The following is a 17,295-nucleotide window of genomic DNA, read 5'->3' on the forward strand; positions in this document are numbered from 1 at the left end:
TTGTCCGGGATGACGGCGGAGTTTTTGGCTTGCTATCGCGTCCTGATGATCTGCAGCAGCTCGTCGCCGTAATGCTCAAGCTTCTTGTCGCCGATTCCCGGCACGTTGCGGAGTTCGTCCAGCGTCGTCGGCCAGGCCCGGACGATACCGTCGATCGTCGCATCGTGCAGCACCACATAGGCCGGGACGCCGCGTTCGCGCGCGACGTCTGAACGCCAGGTGCGCAGTCGCGCGCGCAGCTCTGGATCGACATCGCCTTGCGGCGCGCTCGCAGCAGGCGCGAGGTCGCCGCGGCGGGACTTGGCCCGGCTCGAACGGATGCGCGTGCCAGGCGCTTCCTCGCGCAGCCACACCTCCGTTTCGCCGCGCAGCACGCCGCGCGCGGAGTCCATCAGCTTCAGCGCACCGAACGCCTCGCTGTCGCTGTGCAGGTGACCCATCGCCACCAGTTGCCGCAGCACCGTGCGCCACTGTTTTTCGTTGAGCTCGCGGCCGATGCCGAACACCGAGAGCTTGTCGTGGCCGAACTGCGTCACCTTCTCGGTCTGCCGCCCCACCAGCACGTCGATCAGATGCATCGCGCCAAAACGCTGGCCGGTGCGATAGACGCAGGAGAGCAGCTTCTGCGCCAGCACCTTGCCGTCGCGCATCTTGGGCGGCGTCAGGCAATTGTCGCAATTGCCGCAGCTTTCGCTCAGCACGATCTCGCCGAAATAGGCGAGCAGCCGCCGGCGCCGGCAGTGCGGCGTTTCGGCAAGGCCAACGAGCGCGTCGAGCTTGCCGATCGAGACCCGCTTGAATTCGTCGGAGGCGTTGGACTCGTCGATCATGCGGCGCTGCTGCACGATGTCCGAGAGGCCATAGGCCATCCAGGCCGTCGACGGCTTGCCGTCACGGCCCGCTCGCCCCGTCTCCTGGTAATAGGCCTCGATGCTCTTGGGCAGGTCGAGATGGGCAACGAAGCGCACGTCGGGCTTGTCGATGCCCATGCCGAACGCCACGGTCGCGACGATGACGATGCCGTCCTCGTTGAGAAAGCGGTCCTGGTTGCGCGAGCGCACGCTGCCGTCGAGCCCGGCATGGTAGGGCAGCGCCGCAATGCCGGCGTCTTGAAGCGCGGCAGCGACCTCCTCGACCCGATTGCGCGACAGGCAATAGACGACGCCGGCATCGCCCGCGTGACGCTCGTGGATGAGCTCCTTCAGCTGCGACACCGCGTTGCGCTTGTCGACGATCTCGTAGCGGATGTTGGGCCGGTCGAAGCTCGAGACGAATTGCGGCGCGCCCGTGAGCCCAAGCCGCTCGACGATTTCCTTTCGCGTCAGCTCGTCGGCGGTCGCGGTCAGCGCGATGCGCGGCACGTCGGGAAACCGCTCAGCGATGATGGAGAGGCCGACATACTCCGGACGGAAGTCATGGCCCCATTGCGAGACGCAATGCGCCTCGTCGATCGCAAACAGCGACACCTTCGCCCGCGCCAGCAGCGACAGGCAGCGCGGCGTGACCAGGCGTTCCGGCGCGACATAGAGCAGGTCGAGATCGCCCGCAAGAAGGCGTCGCTCGATGTCCGATGCCTCCTGCGGCGTCAGCGACGAGTTCAGCGCGGCGGCATTGACGCCGGCCTCGATCAGCCCGGCGACCTGGTCGCGCATCAAGGCGATCAGCGGCGAGACCACGATGCCGCAGCCCTCGCGCAGCAATGACGGAAGCTGGTAGCACAGCGACTTGCCGCCGCCGGTCGGCATCAGCACCAGGCAATTGCCGCCATCCGTGACGTGCTTGATGATCTCACCCTGCTCGCCGCGGAAGCCGGGCAGGCCGAACACGGAATGCAGCACCGACAGCGCGTCGCGGCCGGCGGCCGGCGCAGGGAGCGGAGCGGTGAAGGGAGCGGTCATGGGCGGAACAGCATCGTGCCGTGAGATTCGTCACAAGGCCAGTCGCATGGCGGCGCCGGCGTGGCAAGAGCGTTCGGGTGGGCGCGCCGCGGAACGGAAGAAGTTAGGCTCCGATCCGTCGCAACGCCTCCGCGACCGTCACGATCGGCATGTTGCGCTTTCGGGCGGCCTCGAGTGCATGACGCATCAGGCGCGGCGTGCAGCCGAAGGGGCTTGGCGTATCGGCGACGTCATGGCCGTAGAAGATCAGCCACCCGCCACTTGCGACTGCCTCGTCGAAATAGCGGTCAACGCCCGCCGGGTCGATCTCGCAATTCACGAGCGGCGAGGCGCGCAGGAATTGGAGGTCGATGACGTCGCGATTGACGCCGGGAAGGATGCCGCGCGCGGAACGGAAGGCTTTTGCGAGTTGCGGTTTGCGCCAGACCGAGGCGATCCCGTAGGGATAGGCGAAGTTCTCCAGCTTGATCGAGGAATCGATAGCGCGGAAATGACTGCGGTTCCGATCGATCTCGCGCGCCATGGCGGCTTCGTCCAGATCGGCCGAGCATTGGTGCGAGAAGGTATGGCAGGCAATCTCGTGCCCGGCGCGGTGAAGTCGCAAGATCGCCTCGTTCGACAGTCCACGCCAATGGTCCGAAGGACGATCGATCAGGCTGCCGGCGAGGTAATAGGTGCCGCGGCCGCCATGTTGCTCCAGAAGCTCGGCGCCCTCACTTGCGGCGCTATCGGGGGCATCGTCGAAGGTGAAGCTCACCATCGGCGCATGCGCGGGCAGTCGGTGCGGCGCGACACGGAAATGCCGGGCCAGCCGATTGCTCACGCGTCCCTGGAGTGCCGACAACACGAACTGAGTTTCCTGTGATTCCGTGTCTGTACTGAAACATTCGCGCCCGGGCCGAGGCAAGCCTAACGCCCGAGTAATCCTAACGGGGCACCAAGATCGCTTCGACTAGCGCGCCGCCACCGGCGCGTCCGAATGCGCTCCGAGATAGCGCAACCAATTGCGGAACAGCACCGCCGCGGCACTGCCAGCACCGATATCGGCGCGGAGGTTCAATCCAGGCAGTTCGTTGGTAAGCGCCGGGTGGCGTTGGTGTGCCGCCTTCTTTTCGAAGCGAGCCAATTTCTCTTCCGTTGCTGCGTCAAAATAGCTCACCGGCAGGCGCGGATAAGTCTCGCGCTCCCGCGCGAGATAGCGGCCGATGTCGCGCAGATATTCTCGCTGGAGCGACAGCGCGTCATATTCAGGGTGGCCCTGGAAGAACACGAAGCGGCTGGCATATTGGCGAACGAAGACGTCGACGCCGGCTTGGCCCGAGCGGGTCAGCACCTGATAACCGGCCTGCACGAGGTCGCTTTCGGCGATCTCGTTCAGGCGCGAATGCGAGACCTTGAACGGTGCAGGTGCGGCACGGGTCAGCGAATCGCTCGTCACGACGTCGCAATCGAAAACGCCGTGACATTTGGCCGGCAGCCGCCGCCGTTCGATACCGTCGAGATGCAGCACCGCGGCATGTGCGGCAAGGCACGACCAGATCGTCGAGCGTGTGTTGGCCCTGGCCCAGTCGATAAGGTTCGTCAAGTCCCGCCAGTATGGCTCCTGGTCGAGCTCAGGCGCGATCGGTTCTGCGCCGGTCACGATCAGCCCGTCGAACTTCCGGCGCTCGAGATCCGAAAGCTCGGAATACTCGCTCTCGACATGCCACTTCGCTTCCGGCGACCGCTTCACGGTGGGAAGCGAGAAGCAGTGGAAGCGGATACGGCGCGGACCTGCGGCAGCCTGGAGCAGCCTCTTGAACTGGCGCTCGGTCGCCTTCAGCGCGGGATCAGGCATGTTGTTGACGAGCCCGATGGTGAGTTCGGCGCCGGCGTCGCGCGCGAGATCGTGCGCGGCCGGCACCAGCGCCGGGCCGTCGATGACTTGATCCCTCTCGATCAAGATCGTCATGGGCGCCGCCGCCTACTCCGCGGCCTCGAGGCGCGCCGTCGGGCAGGCCTTTTCCAGCGCCTGGTCGATGTCCTCGATGATGTCCGAGACATGCTCGATGCCGATCGACAAACGGATGGTCTCCGGCAGCACACCGGCGACGCGCTGCTGCTCCGTCGACATCTGCCGGTGGGTGGTCGAAGCCGGATGGCAGGCCAGCGACTTGGCATCGCCGATATTGACGAGGCGCGTTATCAGCTTCAGCGCATCATAGAAGGTCTTGCCGGCCTCCATGCCGCCCTTGATACCGAAGGTGAACAGCGAGGACGCGTTGCCGCTCAGGTACTTCTGCACCAGCGGATAATGGGGACTGTCCGGAAAGCCGGTGTAATTGACCCAGGCAACTCGCGGATCGCCGCGGAGGAATTCGGCGACCTTGCGCGCATTCTCGACATGGCGTTCCATGCGCAGCGCCACGGTCTCGATGCCCTGGAGCAGCAGGAAGGCGTTGAACGGCGACAGCACCGAGCCCATGGTGCGTTGATAGACGCTGCGCGCGCGCTCGATATAGGCGGTGCGGCCGAAGCGCTCGGCATAGACGAGACCGTGGTAAGAGGCATCGGGCTTGTTGTAGGCCGGGAAGCGCTCGGCATATTTGGCCCAGGGGAAATTTCCGGAATCGACGATGGCGCCGCCGAGCGTGGTGCCGTGACCGCCCAGGAACTTGGTCAGCGAGTGCACGGCGATGTCGGCGCCGTAGTCGAACGGCTTGAGCAGGATCGGCGTGGCCACCGTGTTGTCGACGATCAGCGGCACGCCATGCGCATGCGCGATTTTCGCCAGCGCCTCGATGTCGCAGACATTGCCGGCGGGATTGCCGATCGTCTCGGCGAACACGGCGCGGGTGTTCTCATCGATCAGCTTCGCGATCGCATCCGGCTTGTCGCTCTCGGCGAAACGGCCGGTGATCCCTTGGCGTGGCAGGATGTGCGAGAGCAGCGTGTGCGTGGTGCCGTAGAGCTGCGGCACGGAAACGATGTTGCCGCCGTGATCGGCGACGTTGACGAAGGCGAAATGCAGCGCGGCTTGGCCGGTCGCGACCGCGAGGGCGCCGACGCCGCCTTCGAGCTGGGCGATTCGCTTCTCCAGCACCGAGCTGGTCGGATTGGCGATGCGGCTGTAGCGAAAACCTTCAGCCTCGAGGTTGAACAGGGCGGCTCCGTGATCGGCGCTGTCGAAGGCGTAGGCCGCCGTCTGGTAGATCGGCACGGCCACCGCATGCGTGGTGGCTTCGGGCTCGTAACCGGCGTGAATAGCGATCGTCTCGTTGCGCATCGTGCCACCTCCGCGTGGGGCGGGCCGCACTTATTGGCCTGTATGAGGCACGTGCGTTGTCCGCCGTTTCTCTGTTAGAGGCGGGTGGTAAAGCGGACAATAATTCGTATAGAGATCGAGGAAGTAACCCTAACGCTTGTTGGCGAATTGACGAACATTCGAGTTAAATTGGATTAATGAATTGAAGGATCGCCGTGGCGAGCCGCCCTCTCCCCCGATCTGAACGCGACAAGGGGAGAGGGCGGCATTGTCACCCTATTCCATCATCTCCCAGAGCTGACGGGTCAGCACGCCTGCGCGCTTCTCGATCGCGGCCGCGGCATCGAGCGCGAGATCTTCGCGATAGCGCCCGGCAATGAGCTGCACGCCGATCGGCTTGCCTTCATGCAACGCCACCGGCACCACGGCGCCGGGCAGGCCCAGCACGTTGATGGCGGAGATGAAGCGGATCTCGCCCCAGAAGATCTCTTGGACGCGCTCGGGGCTGACGGTGTCGTCACGCGGGCCCGGCGTCGGCTTCACCGTGGTCGGCGCCAGCACGACCGGATACTCTTCGAAGAACAACTGCCAAGCGCGGATGTGACCATTGCGCGCGGCCGTCGCCTGCATCCAGGCCTTCAGATCGAGCACGTTGGCCCTGGCCTTCATGCCGCCCCAGGCTTTGTGGAAATCCTCCGACGTGACCTTCAGCATGCCGGCCTCCTGCATCACCACGGTCTCGTTGGTGATGATGTCGCACCAGGTCTGCCAGACACCATTGATGTCGGGCACTTCGACCTCGGTGACGCGGTAGCCGGACCGCTCGAGATGATCGGCAGCCGTGCGCAGCGCCGCGGAGACGGACGGATCGACGTCCATGTCCTCCGGGATCTTTGCCAGCGCGACCTTGATCGGCCCCTTCGGCCTGGGTCCGACCAGCGGTGCCGGCACCCACCAGGGGTCGCGCGGATCGCGCTGGCTCATCGCCTCCAGCGCGAGGCGAACGTCGGCGACGTGGCGCGCGAGCGGTCCCTGCGCCGACATCAGATGCGCCAGCATCGGACGCTCGGCCGTTGCGCTCTCGTTGAACGCGGGGATCCGCCCCTGTGTCGGCTTGATGGTGGCAATGCCGTTGCAATGCGCCGGCCAGCGCAGCGAGCCGCCGATGTCGTTGCCATGCGCAATGGTGCCGATGCCCGCCGCGACCGCCGAGCCCGCACCGCCTGAGGAGCCGCCGCAGGTGATGTCAGGATCCCAGGGGTTCAGCGTCAGCCCGTGCAGAGGATTGTCGGTGAAGCCGCGGAAGGAGAATTCCGGGGTGTTGGTCAGCCCGATGACGATCGCGCCGGCCTTCTTCAGGTTGCGCACGACCGGCGCATCCGAGGGGGCAACCAGGCCCTTGTTGGCGGGCACGCCGTTGAAGTTCGGCCGGCCCTGATAATCGACGTTCTCCTTGATCGTGATCGGCACGCCGTGCAGGAGGCCGAGCTCGCCACCCCTGGCGCGCTGCTTGTCGGCCGCATGTGCAGCCTTCAACGCTTCCTCCGAGAGGTCGACGACGACGGCGTTGAGCCGCGGATTGACGGCGCGCATCCGATCGAGATGCGCTTCGACCGCCTCGACTGCGGAGATGGCGCCGGAGCGGATCGCAGCCGCGGTCTCGACCGCCGACCATTGCCAGGCCGGTCCCTTCGGGCGGCGTGGTGCGGCGGACTTCCCCCGGACGGCCTTACTGGCCGGCTTCGGAGCCGCGCTCTTGCGGCCGGGGCTCGCCTTTTTCGAAGTTTTCGCCGCCTTCTTCGATACGCTCTTCTTCTTGGTCGTCGTCTTCTTCGCCACGCCAGCATCTCCTTGAATTGCGCGGCGGAGGTTAAGGACGACATGCGGACCTGTACAGGTCCGTTTCTGCATGGCGCGATGACGTAAGGATCGATGGGACCAATCGCCAGTAAGCTTCACGCTTTCGCTCTACTCCGCCGGGCACGCCGCGACGGCGGCCTGCGCGCGATCGAGCCGGAGGCTCCACAGCGCCAGCGCGAGACCAACGGCGGTAATTCCGGCTGCCACCAGAGGCAACGCGGAGAGACCGAGCCCGTGATCGATGGTGACGCCACCGACCCAGGCGCCGATCGCGTTGCCGAGATTGAACGCGGCGATGTTGAGGCTGGAAGCCAGCGTGCGGCCGCTCGAGCCGGCGGCCTCCAGCACGCGAAGCTGGAGCGGAGCGACGGTCGCGAAGGCGGCGATGCCGAGCAGCAGGATCAGCGCGATGGAGAGAATCTTGATCGACAACACGGCGGCCAGGCCAAGCAGCACGATTGCAAGCGCCGCCAGCGTCCCGGTCAGGGCCCGTCCGAGGCCGCGGTCCGCAAGCTTGCCGCCGGCGACATTGCCGATCGCGAGTCCGACGCCGAACACGAGCAGGATCGGCGAGACGGCGGCCTCCGAGAAGCCGGTGAAACGCGTCAGGATCGGCTGGATATAGGTGAAAACGACGAACAGGCCGGCAAAGCCGAACACCGTCATCGCCAGGCCGAGCAGCACCTGCGGACGGCTGAGCACTGCCACTTCTTCGGCAAGCGAGATCGGCCTGTCGCCGTTGCCGACGTGTCCGGGCACGAGCGCGGCCACCACCGCGAACGCAATCACACCGATGACCGTCACGGCCCAGAACGCCGCGCGCCAGCCGAGCATCAGGCCGAACCAGGCGCCGAAGGGCACGCCCAGAAGCGTCGCGACCGTCAGACCGATGAACATGGTGGCGATCGCAGACGCGCGCCTGTCCTCGGCGACGAGGCCGGTGGCCACGACCGAGCCGACACCGAAGAACGTGCCGTGGGCGAGCGAGGTCAGCACGCGCGCGGCCATCAGCAATTCGTAGTTCGGCGCCAGCGCGCAGGCTGCGTTGCCCAGCGTGAAGATCGCCATCAGCGCGAGCAGCACCGCCTTCCGCGGCATCCGACGCGTCGCCAGCGTCAGCACCGGCGCGCCGACGAACACGCCGAGCGCGTAGCCCGATATCAGCAGGCCCGCGACCGGCACCGAGACGTGCATGTCTGCTGCGACCTGGAGCAGGAGGCCCATGATGATGAATTCGGTGGTGCCGATACCGAAGGCACCAGCGGTGAGCGCGAGAACGGCGGGAGGCATGCGTAGCTCCAATGGACGGGACGAGCCACGCAGATAGCGGCACTGCCGCAAAACCATTAGAATGTCCGCAATCAAATCATTTGTGACGTGAATTCAACATGGCCCGTTTCGACACCAACCGCGCCGCCGAGATGGAGGTCTTCGTCCGCGTGGTCGATCTCGGCGGCTTCACCCAGGCTGCGCGAAAGCTGCGCCTGACGCCGTCGGGCGTCAGCAAGCTGATCTCGCGTCTGGAGGCCCGCCTCGGCGCGCGGCTCGTCAACCGCACCACGCGCAAGCTGACGCTGACCGAGGAAGGCCGGGCCTTCTACGAGCGCGCCGTGCGCATCCTCGCCGAGATGGAGGAGGCCGAGCGCGAGGCGGCCTCCGGCGCGGCGCCACGCGGCCGCCTCACGGTCAATTGCAACATTCCCTTCGGCATGCTGCACGTGATGCCGCTAATCCCGCGCTTCCTGGAACAGCATCCCGACGTCACGCTGGATCTCGTGCTCACTGATACGCTGATCGACCTAATGCAGGAGCGCGCCGACGTGGCCATTCGCGTCGGCCCGTTGCGCGCCTCACGTCTCGTCGCGAGAAAGCTCGGCAGCAGCCGCATGGTCGTGGTCGGCGCGCCGGATTATCTCGCGCGCTTCGGCTCGCCGAAGATTCCGGCGGATCTCAATGAGCACCGCGGCATAGGCTGGACTTTTCCGCGCAGTATCCGCGGCTGGCCGTTCAAGCGCGGCGACCATACCGAGGAAGCCGTGCCACCGCCCGTCGCGCGCGCCAGCGACGGCGAAGCCGCCCGGCGCCTTGCGCTGGGCGGTGTCGGCCTTGCCCGCCTCGCCCTCTTCCACATCGGCCCGGACATCGAATCCGGCCGCCTCGTCCCGGTGCTGCAAGGCTACAATCCCGGCGACCGCGAAGACATCCACGCCGTCTATGTCGGCCACACCGCGCCGCTCCCGGCGCGCGTCCGCGCATTCATCGATTTTCTGGCGGAACACGTGCGGGTGAGCGATCCCGTATTGAAGCGGAGCATGGATGGAAGGTGGAGATTGATGGGATGAGGCTGGCCGAGAGCATCAGTCTATCCCGCATATGCCGTTGCGGACCCTGTCGAGCGTGTCTGCGACGCCGCGATCTCAGCCCAGGATCGAAATGGAGGGCGGGGAGATCGCATCAGTGCTCGGTCCCCCTCAGGCGAATCACGATGCCGGTTGGTTCGGGTTGATGAGCGCGCAACCTGGTGAGTGACCCGTCGCTCCAATCGGCGATGTTGATGACCTCCCCGCTCCGTGGCTCCATTCGAGGCACCTCGATCAGCTCCAGGACATTCAATCCCCTCTCGTCAAGGAAAAATGTGTGGTCACCAAACACGTCGTTCAAACCGGAAATCGCCGGACTATCGTCAGCGACGACGTGAGCATTGAACTGGTTGAGCATCTGCTCGATCTGGGTTGAGTTCAGCTTCATGACGGCTCCTGATCTTGATTTGCAGCATCTCGACGCTGTGCGCAGGTTCGTGCGCTCTCAGCGTCCGCCGCTTTTTCTTGCGGCTCTCCGATGGAAAGCCATTCATAATGATTCGACGAAGAACGCCCGCCGGGCAAGCGACGGCGTTCAGACCGCGCACCGTCTCAGTTCAGGTATTCGGCGATCCACCGGAGGGAAGCTTCGAGGCGCTCACCGAGAGACGACCCGATTGCTCGATCCGGGTATGTTTCCGAAACGATCTTCGCGGATCGACGGCGATCATGACCATCCCGCCGCATTGCCTGATCTTGTTGCTCAGCTCTTCATGTCCGTCTTTGCGAGCTCGAGATCGATGGCGCCCGCACAGGCTCTGGCCAAGGAGTAGTCCATGCTGGTGGAGGCTACATTCCTCACGACCTCGCTGACGAGGTTTTCCTTGGAATAGGCACTGGTCGTCTTGAACCGCGCGATCGCCCCGTCCGCGGCTGTGAACTGGCTAACGCAGAGGGGTACGAGAATGGACATCCGGCCACTGCTCTCCGCCGCAACGCTCATGATTCTGGCGCGCTCGCTCGTCACCCAACCGCCCCAGATGAAACCGATCGTCACGGTCGCGACGCCGCCGAGGGCGATCCCCTGAAGGAGGCGGCTTCGCGATTCACCTTGCAAGAGCGCGGGAATCTCCATGTGCATTGCCTTTCTTGAATGGCTGAATACGAGAAGAGACGCAGACGACATCGTAGACGCGCCGACATGTCCGGCCTCCGGCGAGGGCCGTCGAGGAGGCAAGCGAAATTCAACCATCGGCTCAAGGTCAAATTGGACCGCACGAGGATCCGTCCGCCAGCCCCAGGCGGCGTTGCGCCAGCCTGTGATCGCCTCTCCATGGCCCCGGTTTGACGTCCCAGCCAGCTTCGCTTCAAGCCTTCCAAGCCATCAGGTCGGAACTGCGACCTTTATCTACTCTTCTTTGCCGGCCCGAAATCCGGTTGCCACGCGCTTTCCTTCCGGCTCGGCTGTGCCGCGATCACCTTTGCCTTTTCCTTCTTCGGCTTCTTGGTTTCGCGATTGCCGCGTTGCTGTCCCTTGGCCACGATGTCCATCTCCTGTTGGGGTTCGAGTTCATTCAGTTCGTCCGACTGCAGGATGCGGCCGCGCGGCGTGCAGACGCGGACGTCCATATAGCCGTCGCGAAGCAGCTTCCGCGCCAGCCGCAATGCGACGGTGGCGCTGCCACGGCCGAGATTGGAGCTACCATACTCGTTGGTTCCCGTGACCAGGTAGGGCACGCGCTTTGGCCTAGCCATTGAAGAGGACCGCAACAAACATCAGAAGCAGGAAATGCAGCGGAGCGATCACCGGCGGGACGATCCATTCCGAGGCGCGACAACGCGACATCGATCGCTCCTGCAACTCTGTCGGCGGGAGCGCACGTGACCCTCAGTCACCGGTCGATGCCGTTGAGGAGTACGGTGATGTAACAATCCTACGCCTGCGGCATGCCGATAGCGAGCGCTAAAACGCCGCGTACGAGCGTGGGCCGCCCTACAGCGTTGGCGCGCAGCAAAGACGAATGTACTGGCTATTGCCGTCTGATGGGCGCATGGTTGTCATTGCCGGTCGGTTGCGGCCCCTCTTGTAAGAAGGCAGGCGTGCATGACCATCCGCTCACGGCGAGAGACCGTCGCGTTCAAGCGTCCGTTCAGGATTCGCGGCATCGAGCGAGTGCTGCCCGCCGGCGCCTACGAGGTCATTACCGACGAAGAGGAAATAGAGGGCCTCACCTTCTCGGCCTATCGCCGGGTCGCGACGATGATCGTGGTGCCGGCGGAAGGCGTCCGCAATTCCATGGAGATGCTCTCGATCGGCTCGGTCGACCTCGCCAATGCGCAGGCCGCGGATGCGAGCGCCGACCATGACTGACCGGCCGGTCGATCTCGACAAGCATCGCGGCATGGCGGCACAGAAGGCCACCGATCTGCGCCGCGCGCTAGCCGACGTCGAAGCCCATGTCAGGGAGTTGCGCGAGCGGGAGACCGAACTCGAACACCGCATGATGACGGTGCCTGCCGCTTCGTGGCCGGAGGCCGCCGTCAAGGCGCGGCATCTGCTCAACCTCTATGCCGCGAGCCTGCCTGCCGAGGATACGAGGCATCGCGCGCTGGTGGCGGCGCTGCTCGATGATTTCGCCCGGCTCTCCGGGGAAGGCTGAGCGCAGAGCAAAACGCTGAAGCGCGATCGTGCCAGGAGCCCGGTAAGGGAGGAAACCATGACGCTCACGAGCGGCCGCTACATCGGCCACGAACATGACCGGATGATCGTGCTGTTCTCGATGCAGGACGACGGCAAGGAAATTCCTTGCGCGATCTCGACCACCGCGATGGACTCTCTCGAGTCCGGCCCGCCGGTGCGCCCCGAGCAGCGCGAGGCCCAGTTCGTGCGCCTGCGCGACCGCATCGAGGCGCGCGCGGCCGGCAAGTATCGAGCGACCGAGCTTGAAGGCAATCCACGGGGGATCGTGCTGCGGGGGATCGATTTCAGGACATAGCGAGTTGCTAGGTCCCGGTTGCCAGAGCAGCACCTGCGGTTTGGTCGCGAGGTGACTCGCTCTCGACAACTCGCCGAACGGACACCGCCGGCAGGGCGGACCTCCGAGACGAATCAATGCGTCGTGGAGGTCACCAAGATCCCGGAAGCGGCGATGGCCCGACTTTCGATCAAGTGTCTGTCTTGAACCGATCGACGCGGACCGCCATGAACCGAAGGTCCATCGATCAATACCGCTTTCGCATCGCTCGATCCTCGGCACTCGCGGAACTATCCGCCCTGCCGTCAATGGCTTTGCCAACCAGATGGACGCACTTTCGCTAAGCGCGTTCGGCCCTGGTGGTGTCCGGCAAGGGCGGCTTGCGCTCCGGCAGTTTCTTTTTCGGAGGTGCTGGCAGCAAGCCTTCCCTGATGGCCTGCTTCCGAGCGAGCTTGCGTGCCCGACGAATGGCCTCGGATTTTTCGCGCGTCTTCCGCTCCGAAGGTTTCTCGTACGAGCGCCGCTGCTTCATTTCGCGGAAGACGCCCTCGCGTTGCATCTTCTTCTTCAGAACACGAAGCGCCTGGTCGACGTTGTTGTCGCGAACAAGTACCTGCAATTGAAACTCCTCGCTGGGCTGCGGAATGCGGCAATCCTGCATGCAGCCAATTGCGCAGGAGTCTCGTGCCGATGGTGAGGATGAGTGACGGCGCGTTCTTCCGCCAGCCTCGAACAAGCCGGTCCATGCGTCGCGGCAATCAAGTTCGGTGACGCACCGTGACTAGTGTCAGCCGCGCTGTCAATGGTTGAGGCCGCTCGTACGTTTGGACAGCACCATCCGGGGCTTCTCGACGGTGCCAGGAACGACCACTGGAAACAATTTTGGGCGTTGCCTTGCAAAAAGCTGAAAGTCATGTATATTTAAGGTATTCGATTAGCCGCTGTGCCTTGTTGAACGCGCCCGCGGGCTCCTTTTCCAAAGACATCGACGAAGTTGAAGACTATCGCGTGATCTTCACGCGGCATGCGCTCGTGCGCTTTGGAGAACGAAAATGACGACAGGTACTGTTAAGTGGTTTAACGGCCAGAAGGGCTTTGGATTCATCCAGCCGACCGACGGCAGCAATGACGTGTTCGTGCACATCAGCGCGGTCGAACGGGCTGGTCTTGCTGGTCTCGCAGAAGGCCAGAAGGTCAACTTCGAGGTCAAGACCGACAAGATGCGCGGCAAAGTTAGCGCTGAAAACCTTTCGCTGGCTTGATTTGCCAGCGTCGTTTTCACGGATGTACTGAAACGGCACGCTGCCCGCTCGATCTTCGGATGGAGCGGGTTTTGTTTATACGAATGCGGGTTGAGGGATGATCGCCAGGAAATCGGCAGAGCCGTCGCCCGAAGGTATTGCGCGCTCGAACCGCAAACGATTGGCTGCCGAGGACGGTGCGCGAGCACTGGCTGACGCGGAAAAGCATGCCATCGAGGTGCGGAAGAACATGGCGCGCCTCCGCGAGCTGCGTGAGGCCAGGGAAGTTGCCGAAACGGCGCTTCGCGCATCGTTGCCGGCCCCCGCACCGAAGAAACGCAAGAGGCAAGCTGGCGCAATGGTCAAACCCAACGGCGCGCAGTAACGTCGTGAAACCGAGTCGCACCACAGGGTGGATCGTGCCCAGAGTCAAAGCAGATGGCGGCGGAACGATCACTTTCATGCTTGCGCTTGGCGCAGCGAGACAGATGTGCAGTCTCAGGACGACGTTTCAGACCGACAAGCAGGCCTTTAGCTACCTTCACAAATATCGAAAAGAATTCGAGCATATCGCCCGTGCACGCCTCGCCTCGGGCGAGCTTGAAGATGGAATCGTCGTGCTCTCAATGCTCTGAGCCGAGCGCGAGGACTATTCCTGCGCGTCCTTCGACTTGGCTTCGCGCGCCAATCGGGCTGCCTTCAGACGCTCGTGATTTTCGTGCAGGGACTGCTGGTCTTTCGCGTAGTCGGTCATCGGTTTTTCCGCCCTGACGGCTTTGAAGGCGTTGTTCGCTTCCCGCAGATGCCGGGCAGTCTTCGCTTCATTCTTGATCATTTTGATCTCCAGGAATTGTATATCGGTCGTGGCTCAGACGCTTGCCATGGCAACCCACGCATTGCTTCATACCCGGGCTTGCTTCTGTGGCGATGCATGACGCAGCTTTGAGTGGTTCGGCAAGCCCTCTTCTCCCCGAGGCACTCGATTGCCTCACGTCACCAAAGGAGAAAGAACATCGCATTCTGCAGTCGGCCAGCCAGCGAATGCAAGCACCCGCGGGCGAAATATGGACCTGAGAAGCAAACCAGCGTAGACGCGCTTTTTACACCAAATCCTTCGCGGAGTCTCTGTGCGTTATCGAGCAGGCGTGCATGAGATGCGGATCATGGTCATCAACTCGTTTGCAGTATCCCGGTTCCTGTCGGTTTTCGGCAACCCCGGGATTGGCGCCGCTCGTCCGCAAGACGCTCGGCCGTTCACAGCCGGTCAAATCATCCCAATCGCATCGCGTCTTGGGCGGTTGCGTTTCCTTCCGGCCGATTTCTAAACGCCGTGATCGCCATATGGACCAGATGCAGTTTGCCCTCGACTGCGGGTGAAATGTCGAAGGGGTACGCAGCGGCAAGTCCCAGTGAGCGATTGAGGCGGTTGATCGTCAGCGCGAGGGGAGTCCACAGCTCCAGGAGCGCACCGAAATCGCTCTCCAGATACGGGTCGCTCAGCGTGTGCTGAGCGCGCGCGTCCAACGAGAGCGGAAGTCCGGCCATGGAATCCAGGGTCGAGACGATGTGCAGGAAGTGAGCAAATGTCTCCGCCCAATCTTCCCAAGGATGAGACGTCGCGTACATGCTGATGTGGCTTGCCGGATCGTCTGACCGATCCTGACGCGCGTAGTAGGCCGCAAGCGCAGCCTGGTAGTTCTCGGTCTCGTCGCCAAACACGAGCCGAAATGGTGCTCGAAACCCCGCCTCGTGTATCAGGGCATTCCAGTAGAAATGTCCTATTTCGTGCCGGAAATGACCAAGCAGGGTGCGGTAGGGCTCGCGAAAGGAAACGCGCCTGATCTCGCGTTTCACGTCGTCGGCCTCCGCAAGGTTGAGCGTTATAAGACCGGATTCGTGCCCGGTCATGACCGGCCCGTGCTCGTCGGACAGAATCTCGAACGCCAGCCGAAATCCACCCTCGAACGCGATGGGCAGACGAAGCCGGCGCAGGTCGTAGATCAGCCTGCGCTTGGCCTCCTCCACGCGCGTCCAAAGCGACACGTTATGGGGATTTTGGGTGGTGGGAATGATGCGCGTGAGCGAGCAGGACAGGCAGTAGGAAGTTGTCGCAACGGCGCACCAGTTGCACGCGATGACGTTCCGATTGGCGCATTCCCGGCCGCTTTCCACGCCCACCATCGCCATGCCCTCGGGATCGAACATCACCGGCTGCCTGCACCTGTTGCATTCGGTGAGCTCGAAGGCCAACAGCTGGCGGCAATGAGGACATTTGAAGTCTCTCATGATCGCTCACGGCCATTGGGGGCGTCGATCAGCGCGCGTTGCCTCTTCAATGCGTGTTTCCTCAGAGCGTCGGCATCGGCGTCGTTCACGGTACGGCGCGCTCCCTGGTAGGACGCCTTCTCGGAAACAGGCTGCGCGAGCCAGTCTTGCGCAGGTTGAACGGACATGGGTTTGGGTCCGGATCGCATTTTCATCTTCAAGAAAGCCTTCAGTTTGAAATGGGTTCCCGTTGGGGACCAGACGAATGACCTCAAACGGGATCGAGCATACGGCTGGCGATAGGAGCTCGGATGACATACTGTTCAAGCGTGAGCGCTCTCGACATTCATCGATGACGATGCGCAGACATGTTTCGCGACGACCTCAATCGTCGCGTTGGAGCCAGGCCCATGAAGATCCGTGTCGGCTTCGAGATGATCTACGACTTTCCGCAGCCGACACCCCTGATTGCGGTCGTCGGCACGCACTTCACGCGCGCATCCGACGTTATCGTACCCGACCATCTCGTCACCCACCCTTCTGTGCCGATCACGCCCTATCGCGACGGCTTCGGGAACTGGTGTAGCCGGCTTGTCGCGCCCGCGGGCCGCATGGTCCTCACAGCGGATGGCACGGTAAGGGATAGCGGCTTGCCCGATCCGATCGTGCCATCAGCACAGCAGCATGCGGTGGAGGATCTTCCGCCGGACACCATCGTGTATTTGCTCGGCAGCCGATATGTCGAGACCGACCGGCTTACGGACGTGGCGTGGAAGCTGTTCGAGAGGACAGCGCCCGGTTGGGCGCGGGTCAAGGCCATCTGCGACTTCGTTCATAACCACATCTCCTTCGGCTACGAGCACGCCCGCTCCACCAAGACCGCATGGGAAGTGTTTACCGAAACCAAAGGCGTCTGCCGGGACTATGCACATCTGGCGATTGCGTTCTGCCGCTGCATGAACATTCCCGCGCGCTACTGCACGGGCTATCTCGGTGACATAGGCATGGCGCCTCCATATGCCGCCGGCGATTTCGCCGGATGGTTCGAAGCCTATATCGGCGGTCGCTGGCACACATTCGATCCACGGAACAACGTTCCGCGGATCGGTCGCGTCCTGATCGCGCAAGGCCGCGATGCCGCGGACGTTCCAATTACCCAGACGTTCGGACCCAACACGCTGCTGAGCTTCAAGGTCTGGACCGACGAACTCGTCTGATGATCGTCGCCGCGGCGAAAGCCTATTGCTTGGCTTTGTTGGCTTCGAAGGTCAGTGCCGCCTGAAATACGCGACCGTCCTCCGTTCGGACCTCGATCGCAACGTCCGGGCGTTCTTCCTGACCCGCCAAATCGCGAGCCAATCCCGCCAATGTGTGAGCCGCCTCCATCTCCGCCTCACGCTGCGTGGAAAACTCTATTCCATCTTCGTCCGGATAGAGCTCGCGATCGTCTCTGATATCGAAGAAATATCTGATCATCATGAGCGCCCCGTTGGAGAGATTGTCGGCGCCACG

The 17,295-nt window shown here is 63.3% G+C and carries 21 protein-coding genes; 8 read left to right on the forward strand and 13 right to left on the reverse strand.

What is annotated here, in order from left to right; genetic code table 11:
- Positions 1-32: 32 nt before the first annotated feature.
- The 6 genes from recQ to ACYCVF_RS24225 form a co-directional block, all read right to left on the reverse strand.
- Positions 33-1,898: a DNA helicase RecQ gene (recQ, locus tag ACYCVF_RS24200; protein WP_459603599.1), complete on the reverse strand. Its 1,866-nt coding sequence runs from the start codon at positions 1,896-1,898 to the stop codon at positions 33-35.
- Between the two features lie 103 nt (positions 1,899-2,001).
- Entirely contained in the window at positions 2,002-2,745 is a 744-nt protein-coding gene (locus tag ACYCVF_RS24205) for a polysaccharide deacetylase family protein (RefSeq protein ID WP_459603598.1), read from the reverse strand.
- A 105-nt stretch (positions 2,746-2,850) separates the two neighbouring features.
- Entirely contained in the window at positions 2,851-3,849 is a 999-nt protein-coding gene (gene metA, locus ACYCVF_RS24210) for a homoserine O-succinyltransferase MetA (protein ID WP_459603597.1), read from the reverse strand.
- A 12-nt stretch (positions 3,850-3,861) separates the two neighbouring features.
- Entirely contained in the window at positions 3,862-5,163 is a 1,302-nt protein-coding gene (locus ACYCVF_RS24215; protein ID WP_459603596.1) for an O-acetylhomoserine aminocarboxypropyltransferase/cysteine synthase family protein, read from the reverse strand.
- A 255-nt stretch (positions 5,164-5,418) separates the two neighbouring features.
- Entirely contained in the window at positions 5,419-6,981 is a 1,563-nt protein-coding gene (locus ACYCVF_RS24220) for an amidase family protein (protein WP_459603595.1), read from the reverse strand.
- 129 nt (positions 6,982-7,110) lie between these two features.
- The gene (locus ACYCVF_RS24225; protein WP_459603594.1) at positions 7,111-8,292 is read right to left on the reverse strand and encodes an MFS transporter; all 1,182 of its coding nucleotides are present in this window, start codon (positions 8,290-8,292) and stop codon (positions 7,111-7,113) included.
- 98 nt (positions 8,293-8,390) lie between these two features.
- On the opposite strand from ACYCVF_RS24225, the gene ACYCVF_RS24230 reads away from it, so the two are divergent.
- Positions 8,391-9,344 (forward strand): LysR family transcriptional regulator, encoded by a 954-nt coding sequence (locus ACYCVF_RS24230; protein ID WP_459603593.1) that lies wholly within the window; start codon positions 8,391-8,393, stop codon positions 9,342-9,344.
- Positions 9,345-9,456: 112 nt separating this feature from the next.
- Here the strand turns inward: ACYCVF_RS24230 and ACYCVF_RS24235 are convergent, their stop codons facing one another.
- From ACYCVF_RS24235 to ACYCVF_RS24245, 3 genes are all read right to left on the reverse strand, one after another.
- Positions 9,457-9,750 (reverse strand): hypothetical protein, encoded by a 294-nt coding sequence (locus ACYCVF_RS24235; RefSeq protein ID WP_459603592.1) that lies wholly within the window; start codon positions 9,748-9,750, stop codon positions 9,457-9,459.
- Positions 9,751-10,065: 315 nt separating this feature from the next.
- Entirely contained in the window at positions 10,066-10,437 is a 372-nt protein-coding gene (locus ACYCVF_RS24240) for a hypothetical protein (RefSeq protein ID WP_459603591.1), read from the reverse strand.
- 269 nt (positions 10,438-10,706) lie between these two features.
- Positions 10,707-11,057, reverse strand: coding sequence for a hypothetical protein (locus ACYCVF_RS24245; protein WP_459606632.1), 351 nt, complete (start codon positions 11,055-11,057; stop codon positions 10,707-10,709).
- 349 nt (positions 11,058-11,406) lie between these two features.
- On the opposite strand from ACYCVF_RS24245, the gene ACYCVF_RS24250 reads away from it, so the two are divergent.
- The 3 genes from ACYCVF_RS24250 to ACYCVF_RS24260 are packed head-to-tail and all read left to right on the forward strand — an operon-like array spanning position 11,407 to position 12,298.
- Entirely contained in the window at positions 11,407-11,673 is a 267-nt protein-coding gene (locus ACYCVF_RS24250; RefSeq protein WP_459603589.1) for a hypothetical protein, read from the forward strand.
- On the forward strand, positions 11,666-11,962 hold the full coding sequence (locus ACYCVF_RS24255; RefSeq protein WP_061019981.1) for a hypothetical protein: 297 nt from the start codon (positions 11,666-11,668) through the stop codon (positions 11,960-11,962). Before ACYCVF_RS24250 ends, ACYCVF_RS24255 begins: the two co-directional genes overlap by 8 nt.
- Positions 11,963-12,019: 57 nt before the next feature.
- Entirely contained in the window at positions 12,020-12,298 is a 279-nt protein-coding gene (locus tag ACYCVF_RS24260; RefSeq protein WP_459603588.1) for a DUF1488 family protein, read from the forward strand.
- A 319-nt stretch (positions 12,299-12,617) separates the two neighbouring features.
- Here the strand turns inward: ACYCVF_RS24260 and rpsU are convergent, their stop codons facing one another.
- On the reverse strand, positions 12,618-12,896 hold the full coding sequence (gene rpsU, locus ACYCVF_RS24265) for a 30S ribosomal protein S21 (protein WP_061020015.1): 279 nt from the start codon (positions 12,894-12,896) through the stop codon (positions 12,618-12,620).
- 433 nt (positions 12,897-13,329) lie between these two features.
- On the opposite strand from rpsU, the gene ACYCVF_RS24270 reads away from it, so the two are divergent.
- From ACYCVF_RS24270 to ACYCVF_RS24280, 3 genes are all read left to right on the forward strand, one after another.
- Entirely contained in the window at positions 13,330-13,539 is a 210-nt protein-coding gene (locus ACYCVF_RS24270; protein WP_459603587.1) for a cold-shock protein, read from the forward strand.
- A 97-nt stretch (positions 13,540-13,636) separates the two neighbouring features.
- Positions 13,637-13,903 (forward strand): transcriptional regulator, encoded by a 267-nt coding sequence (locus tag ACYCVF_RS24275; protein ID WP_459603586.1) that lies wholly within the window; start codon positions 13,637-13,639, stop codon positions 13,901-13,903.
- A 34-nt stretch (positions 13,904-13,937) separates the two neighbouring features.
- A complete protein-coding gene (locus ACYCVF_RS24280) occupies positions 13,938-14,153 on the forward strand; it encodes a hypothetical protein (RefSeq protein ID WP_459603585.1) in 216 nt (71 codons plus the stop codon).
- 14 nt (positions 14,154-14,167) lie between these two features.
- On the opposite strand, the gene ACYCVF_RS24285 is transcribed toward ACYCVF_RS24280, so the two are convergent.
- Positions 14,168-14,353: a hypothetical protein gene (locus tag ACYCVF_RS24285; protein WP_459603584.1), complete on the reverse strand. Its 186-nt coding sequence runs from the start codon at positions 14,351-14,353 to the stop codon at positions 14,168-14,170.
- A gap of 434 nt (positions 14,354-14,787) precedes the next feature.
- Positions 14,788-15,804 carry a zinc-binding metallopeptidase family protein gene (locus ACYCVF_RS24290; protein WP_459603583.1) on the reverse strand — a complete coding sequence of 339 codons (1,017 nt, stop codon included), beginning with the start codon at positions 15,802-15,804 and terminating at the stop codon, positions 14,788-14,790.
- A gap of 389 nt (positions 15,805-16,193) precedes the next feature.
- Here ACYCVF_RS24290 and ACYCVF_RS24295 point away from each other — a divergent pair, with 389 nt between their 5' ends.
- Positions 16,194-17,000, forward strand: coding sequence for a transglutaminase-like domain-containing protein (locus ACYCVF_RS24295; RefSeq protein WP_459603582.1), 807 nt, complete (start codon positions 16,194-16,196; stop codon positions 16,998-17,000).
- Between the two features lie 22 nt (positions 17,001-17,022).
- Here the strand turns inward: ACYCVF_RS24295 and ACYCVF_RS24300 are convergent, their stop codons facing one another.
- Entirely contained in the window at positions 17,023-17,262 is a 240-nt protein-coding gene (locus tag ACYCVF_RS24300) for a DUF6894 family protein (RefSeq protein WP_459603581.1), read from the reverse strand.
- Positions 17,263-17,295 lie beyond the last annotated feature (33 nt).

It is taken from the genome of Bradyrhizobium cedriense, from assembly GCF_054602315.1.

Bases quoted from the DNA above. Each gene is read 5' to 3' on its own strand.
- ACYCVF_RS24235 (WP_459603592.1), bottom strand. From the start codon at position 9,750: ATGAAGCTGAACTCAACCCAGATCGAGCAGATGCTCAACCAGTTCAAT.
- ACYCVF_RS24285 (WP_459603584.1), bottom strand. From the start codon at position 14,353: ATGATCAAGAATGAAGCGAAGACTGCCCGGCATCTGCGGGAAGCGAAC.
- ACYCVF_RS24230 (WP_459603593.1), top strand. From the start codon at position 8,391: ATGGCCCGTTTCGACACCAACCGCGCCGCCGAGATGGAGGTCTTCGTC.
- recQ (WP_459603599.1), bottom strand. From the start codon at position 1,898: ATGACCGCTCCCTTCACCGCTCCGCTCCCTGCGCCGGCCGCCGGCCGC.
- ACYCVF_RS24255 (WP_061019981.1), top strand. From the start codon at position 11,666: ATGACTGACCGGCCGGTCGATCTCGACAAGCATCGCGGCATGGCGGCA.
- ACYCVF_RS24240 (WP_459603591.1), bottom strand. From the start codon at position 10,437: ATGGAGATTCCCGCGCTCTTGCAAGGTGAATCGCGAAGCCGCCTCCTT.
- ACYCVF_RS24290 (WP_459603583.1), bottom strand. From the start codon at position 15,804: ATGAGAGACTTCAAATGTCCTCATTGCCGCCAGCTGTTGGCCTTCGAG.
- metA (WP_459603597.1), bottom strand. From the start codon at position 3,849: ATGACGATCTTGATCGAGAGGGATCAAGTCATCGACGGCCCGGCGCTG.
- ACYCVF_RS24250 (WP_459603589.1), top strand. From the start codon at position 11,407: ATGACCATCCGCTCACGGCGAGAGACCGTCGCGTTCAAGCGTCCGTTC.
- ACYCVF_RS24295 (WP_459603582.1), top strand. From the start codon at position 16,194: ATGAAGATCCGTGTCGGCTTCGAGATGATCTACGACTTTCCGCAGCCG.
- ACYCVF_RS24225 (WP_459603594.1), bottom strand. From the start codon at position 8,292: ATGCCTCCCGCCGTTCTCGCGCTCACCGCTGGTGCCTTCGGTATCGGC.
- ACYCVF_RS24245 (WP_459606632.1), bottom strand. From the start codon at position 11,057: ATGGCTAGGCCAAAGCGCGTGCCCTACCTGGTCACGGGAACCAACGAG.
- ACYCVF_RS24215 (WP_459603596.1), bottom strand. From the start codon at position 5,163: ATGCGCAACGAGACGATCGCTATTCACGCCGGTTACGAGCCCGAAGCC.
- ACYCVF_RS24275 (WP_459603586.1), top strand. From the start codon at position 13,637: ATGATCGCCAGGAAATCGGCAGAGCCGTCGCCCGAAGGTATTGCGCGC.
- ACYCVF_RS24270 (WP_459603587.1), top strand. From the start codon at position 13,330: ATGACGACAGGTACTGTTAAGTGGTTTAACGGCCAGAAGGGCTTTGGA.
- ACYCVF_RS24260 (WP_459603588.1), top strand. From the start codon at position 12,020: ATGACGCTCACGAGCGGCCGCTACATCGGCCACGAACATGACCGGATG.
- ACYCVF_RS24300 (WP_459603581.1), bottom strand. From the start codon at position 17,262: ATGATGATCAGATATTTCTTCGATATCAGAGACGATCGCGAGCTCTAT.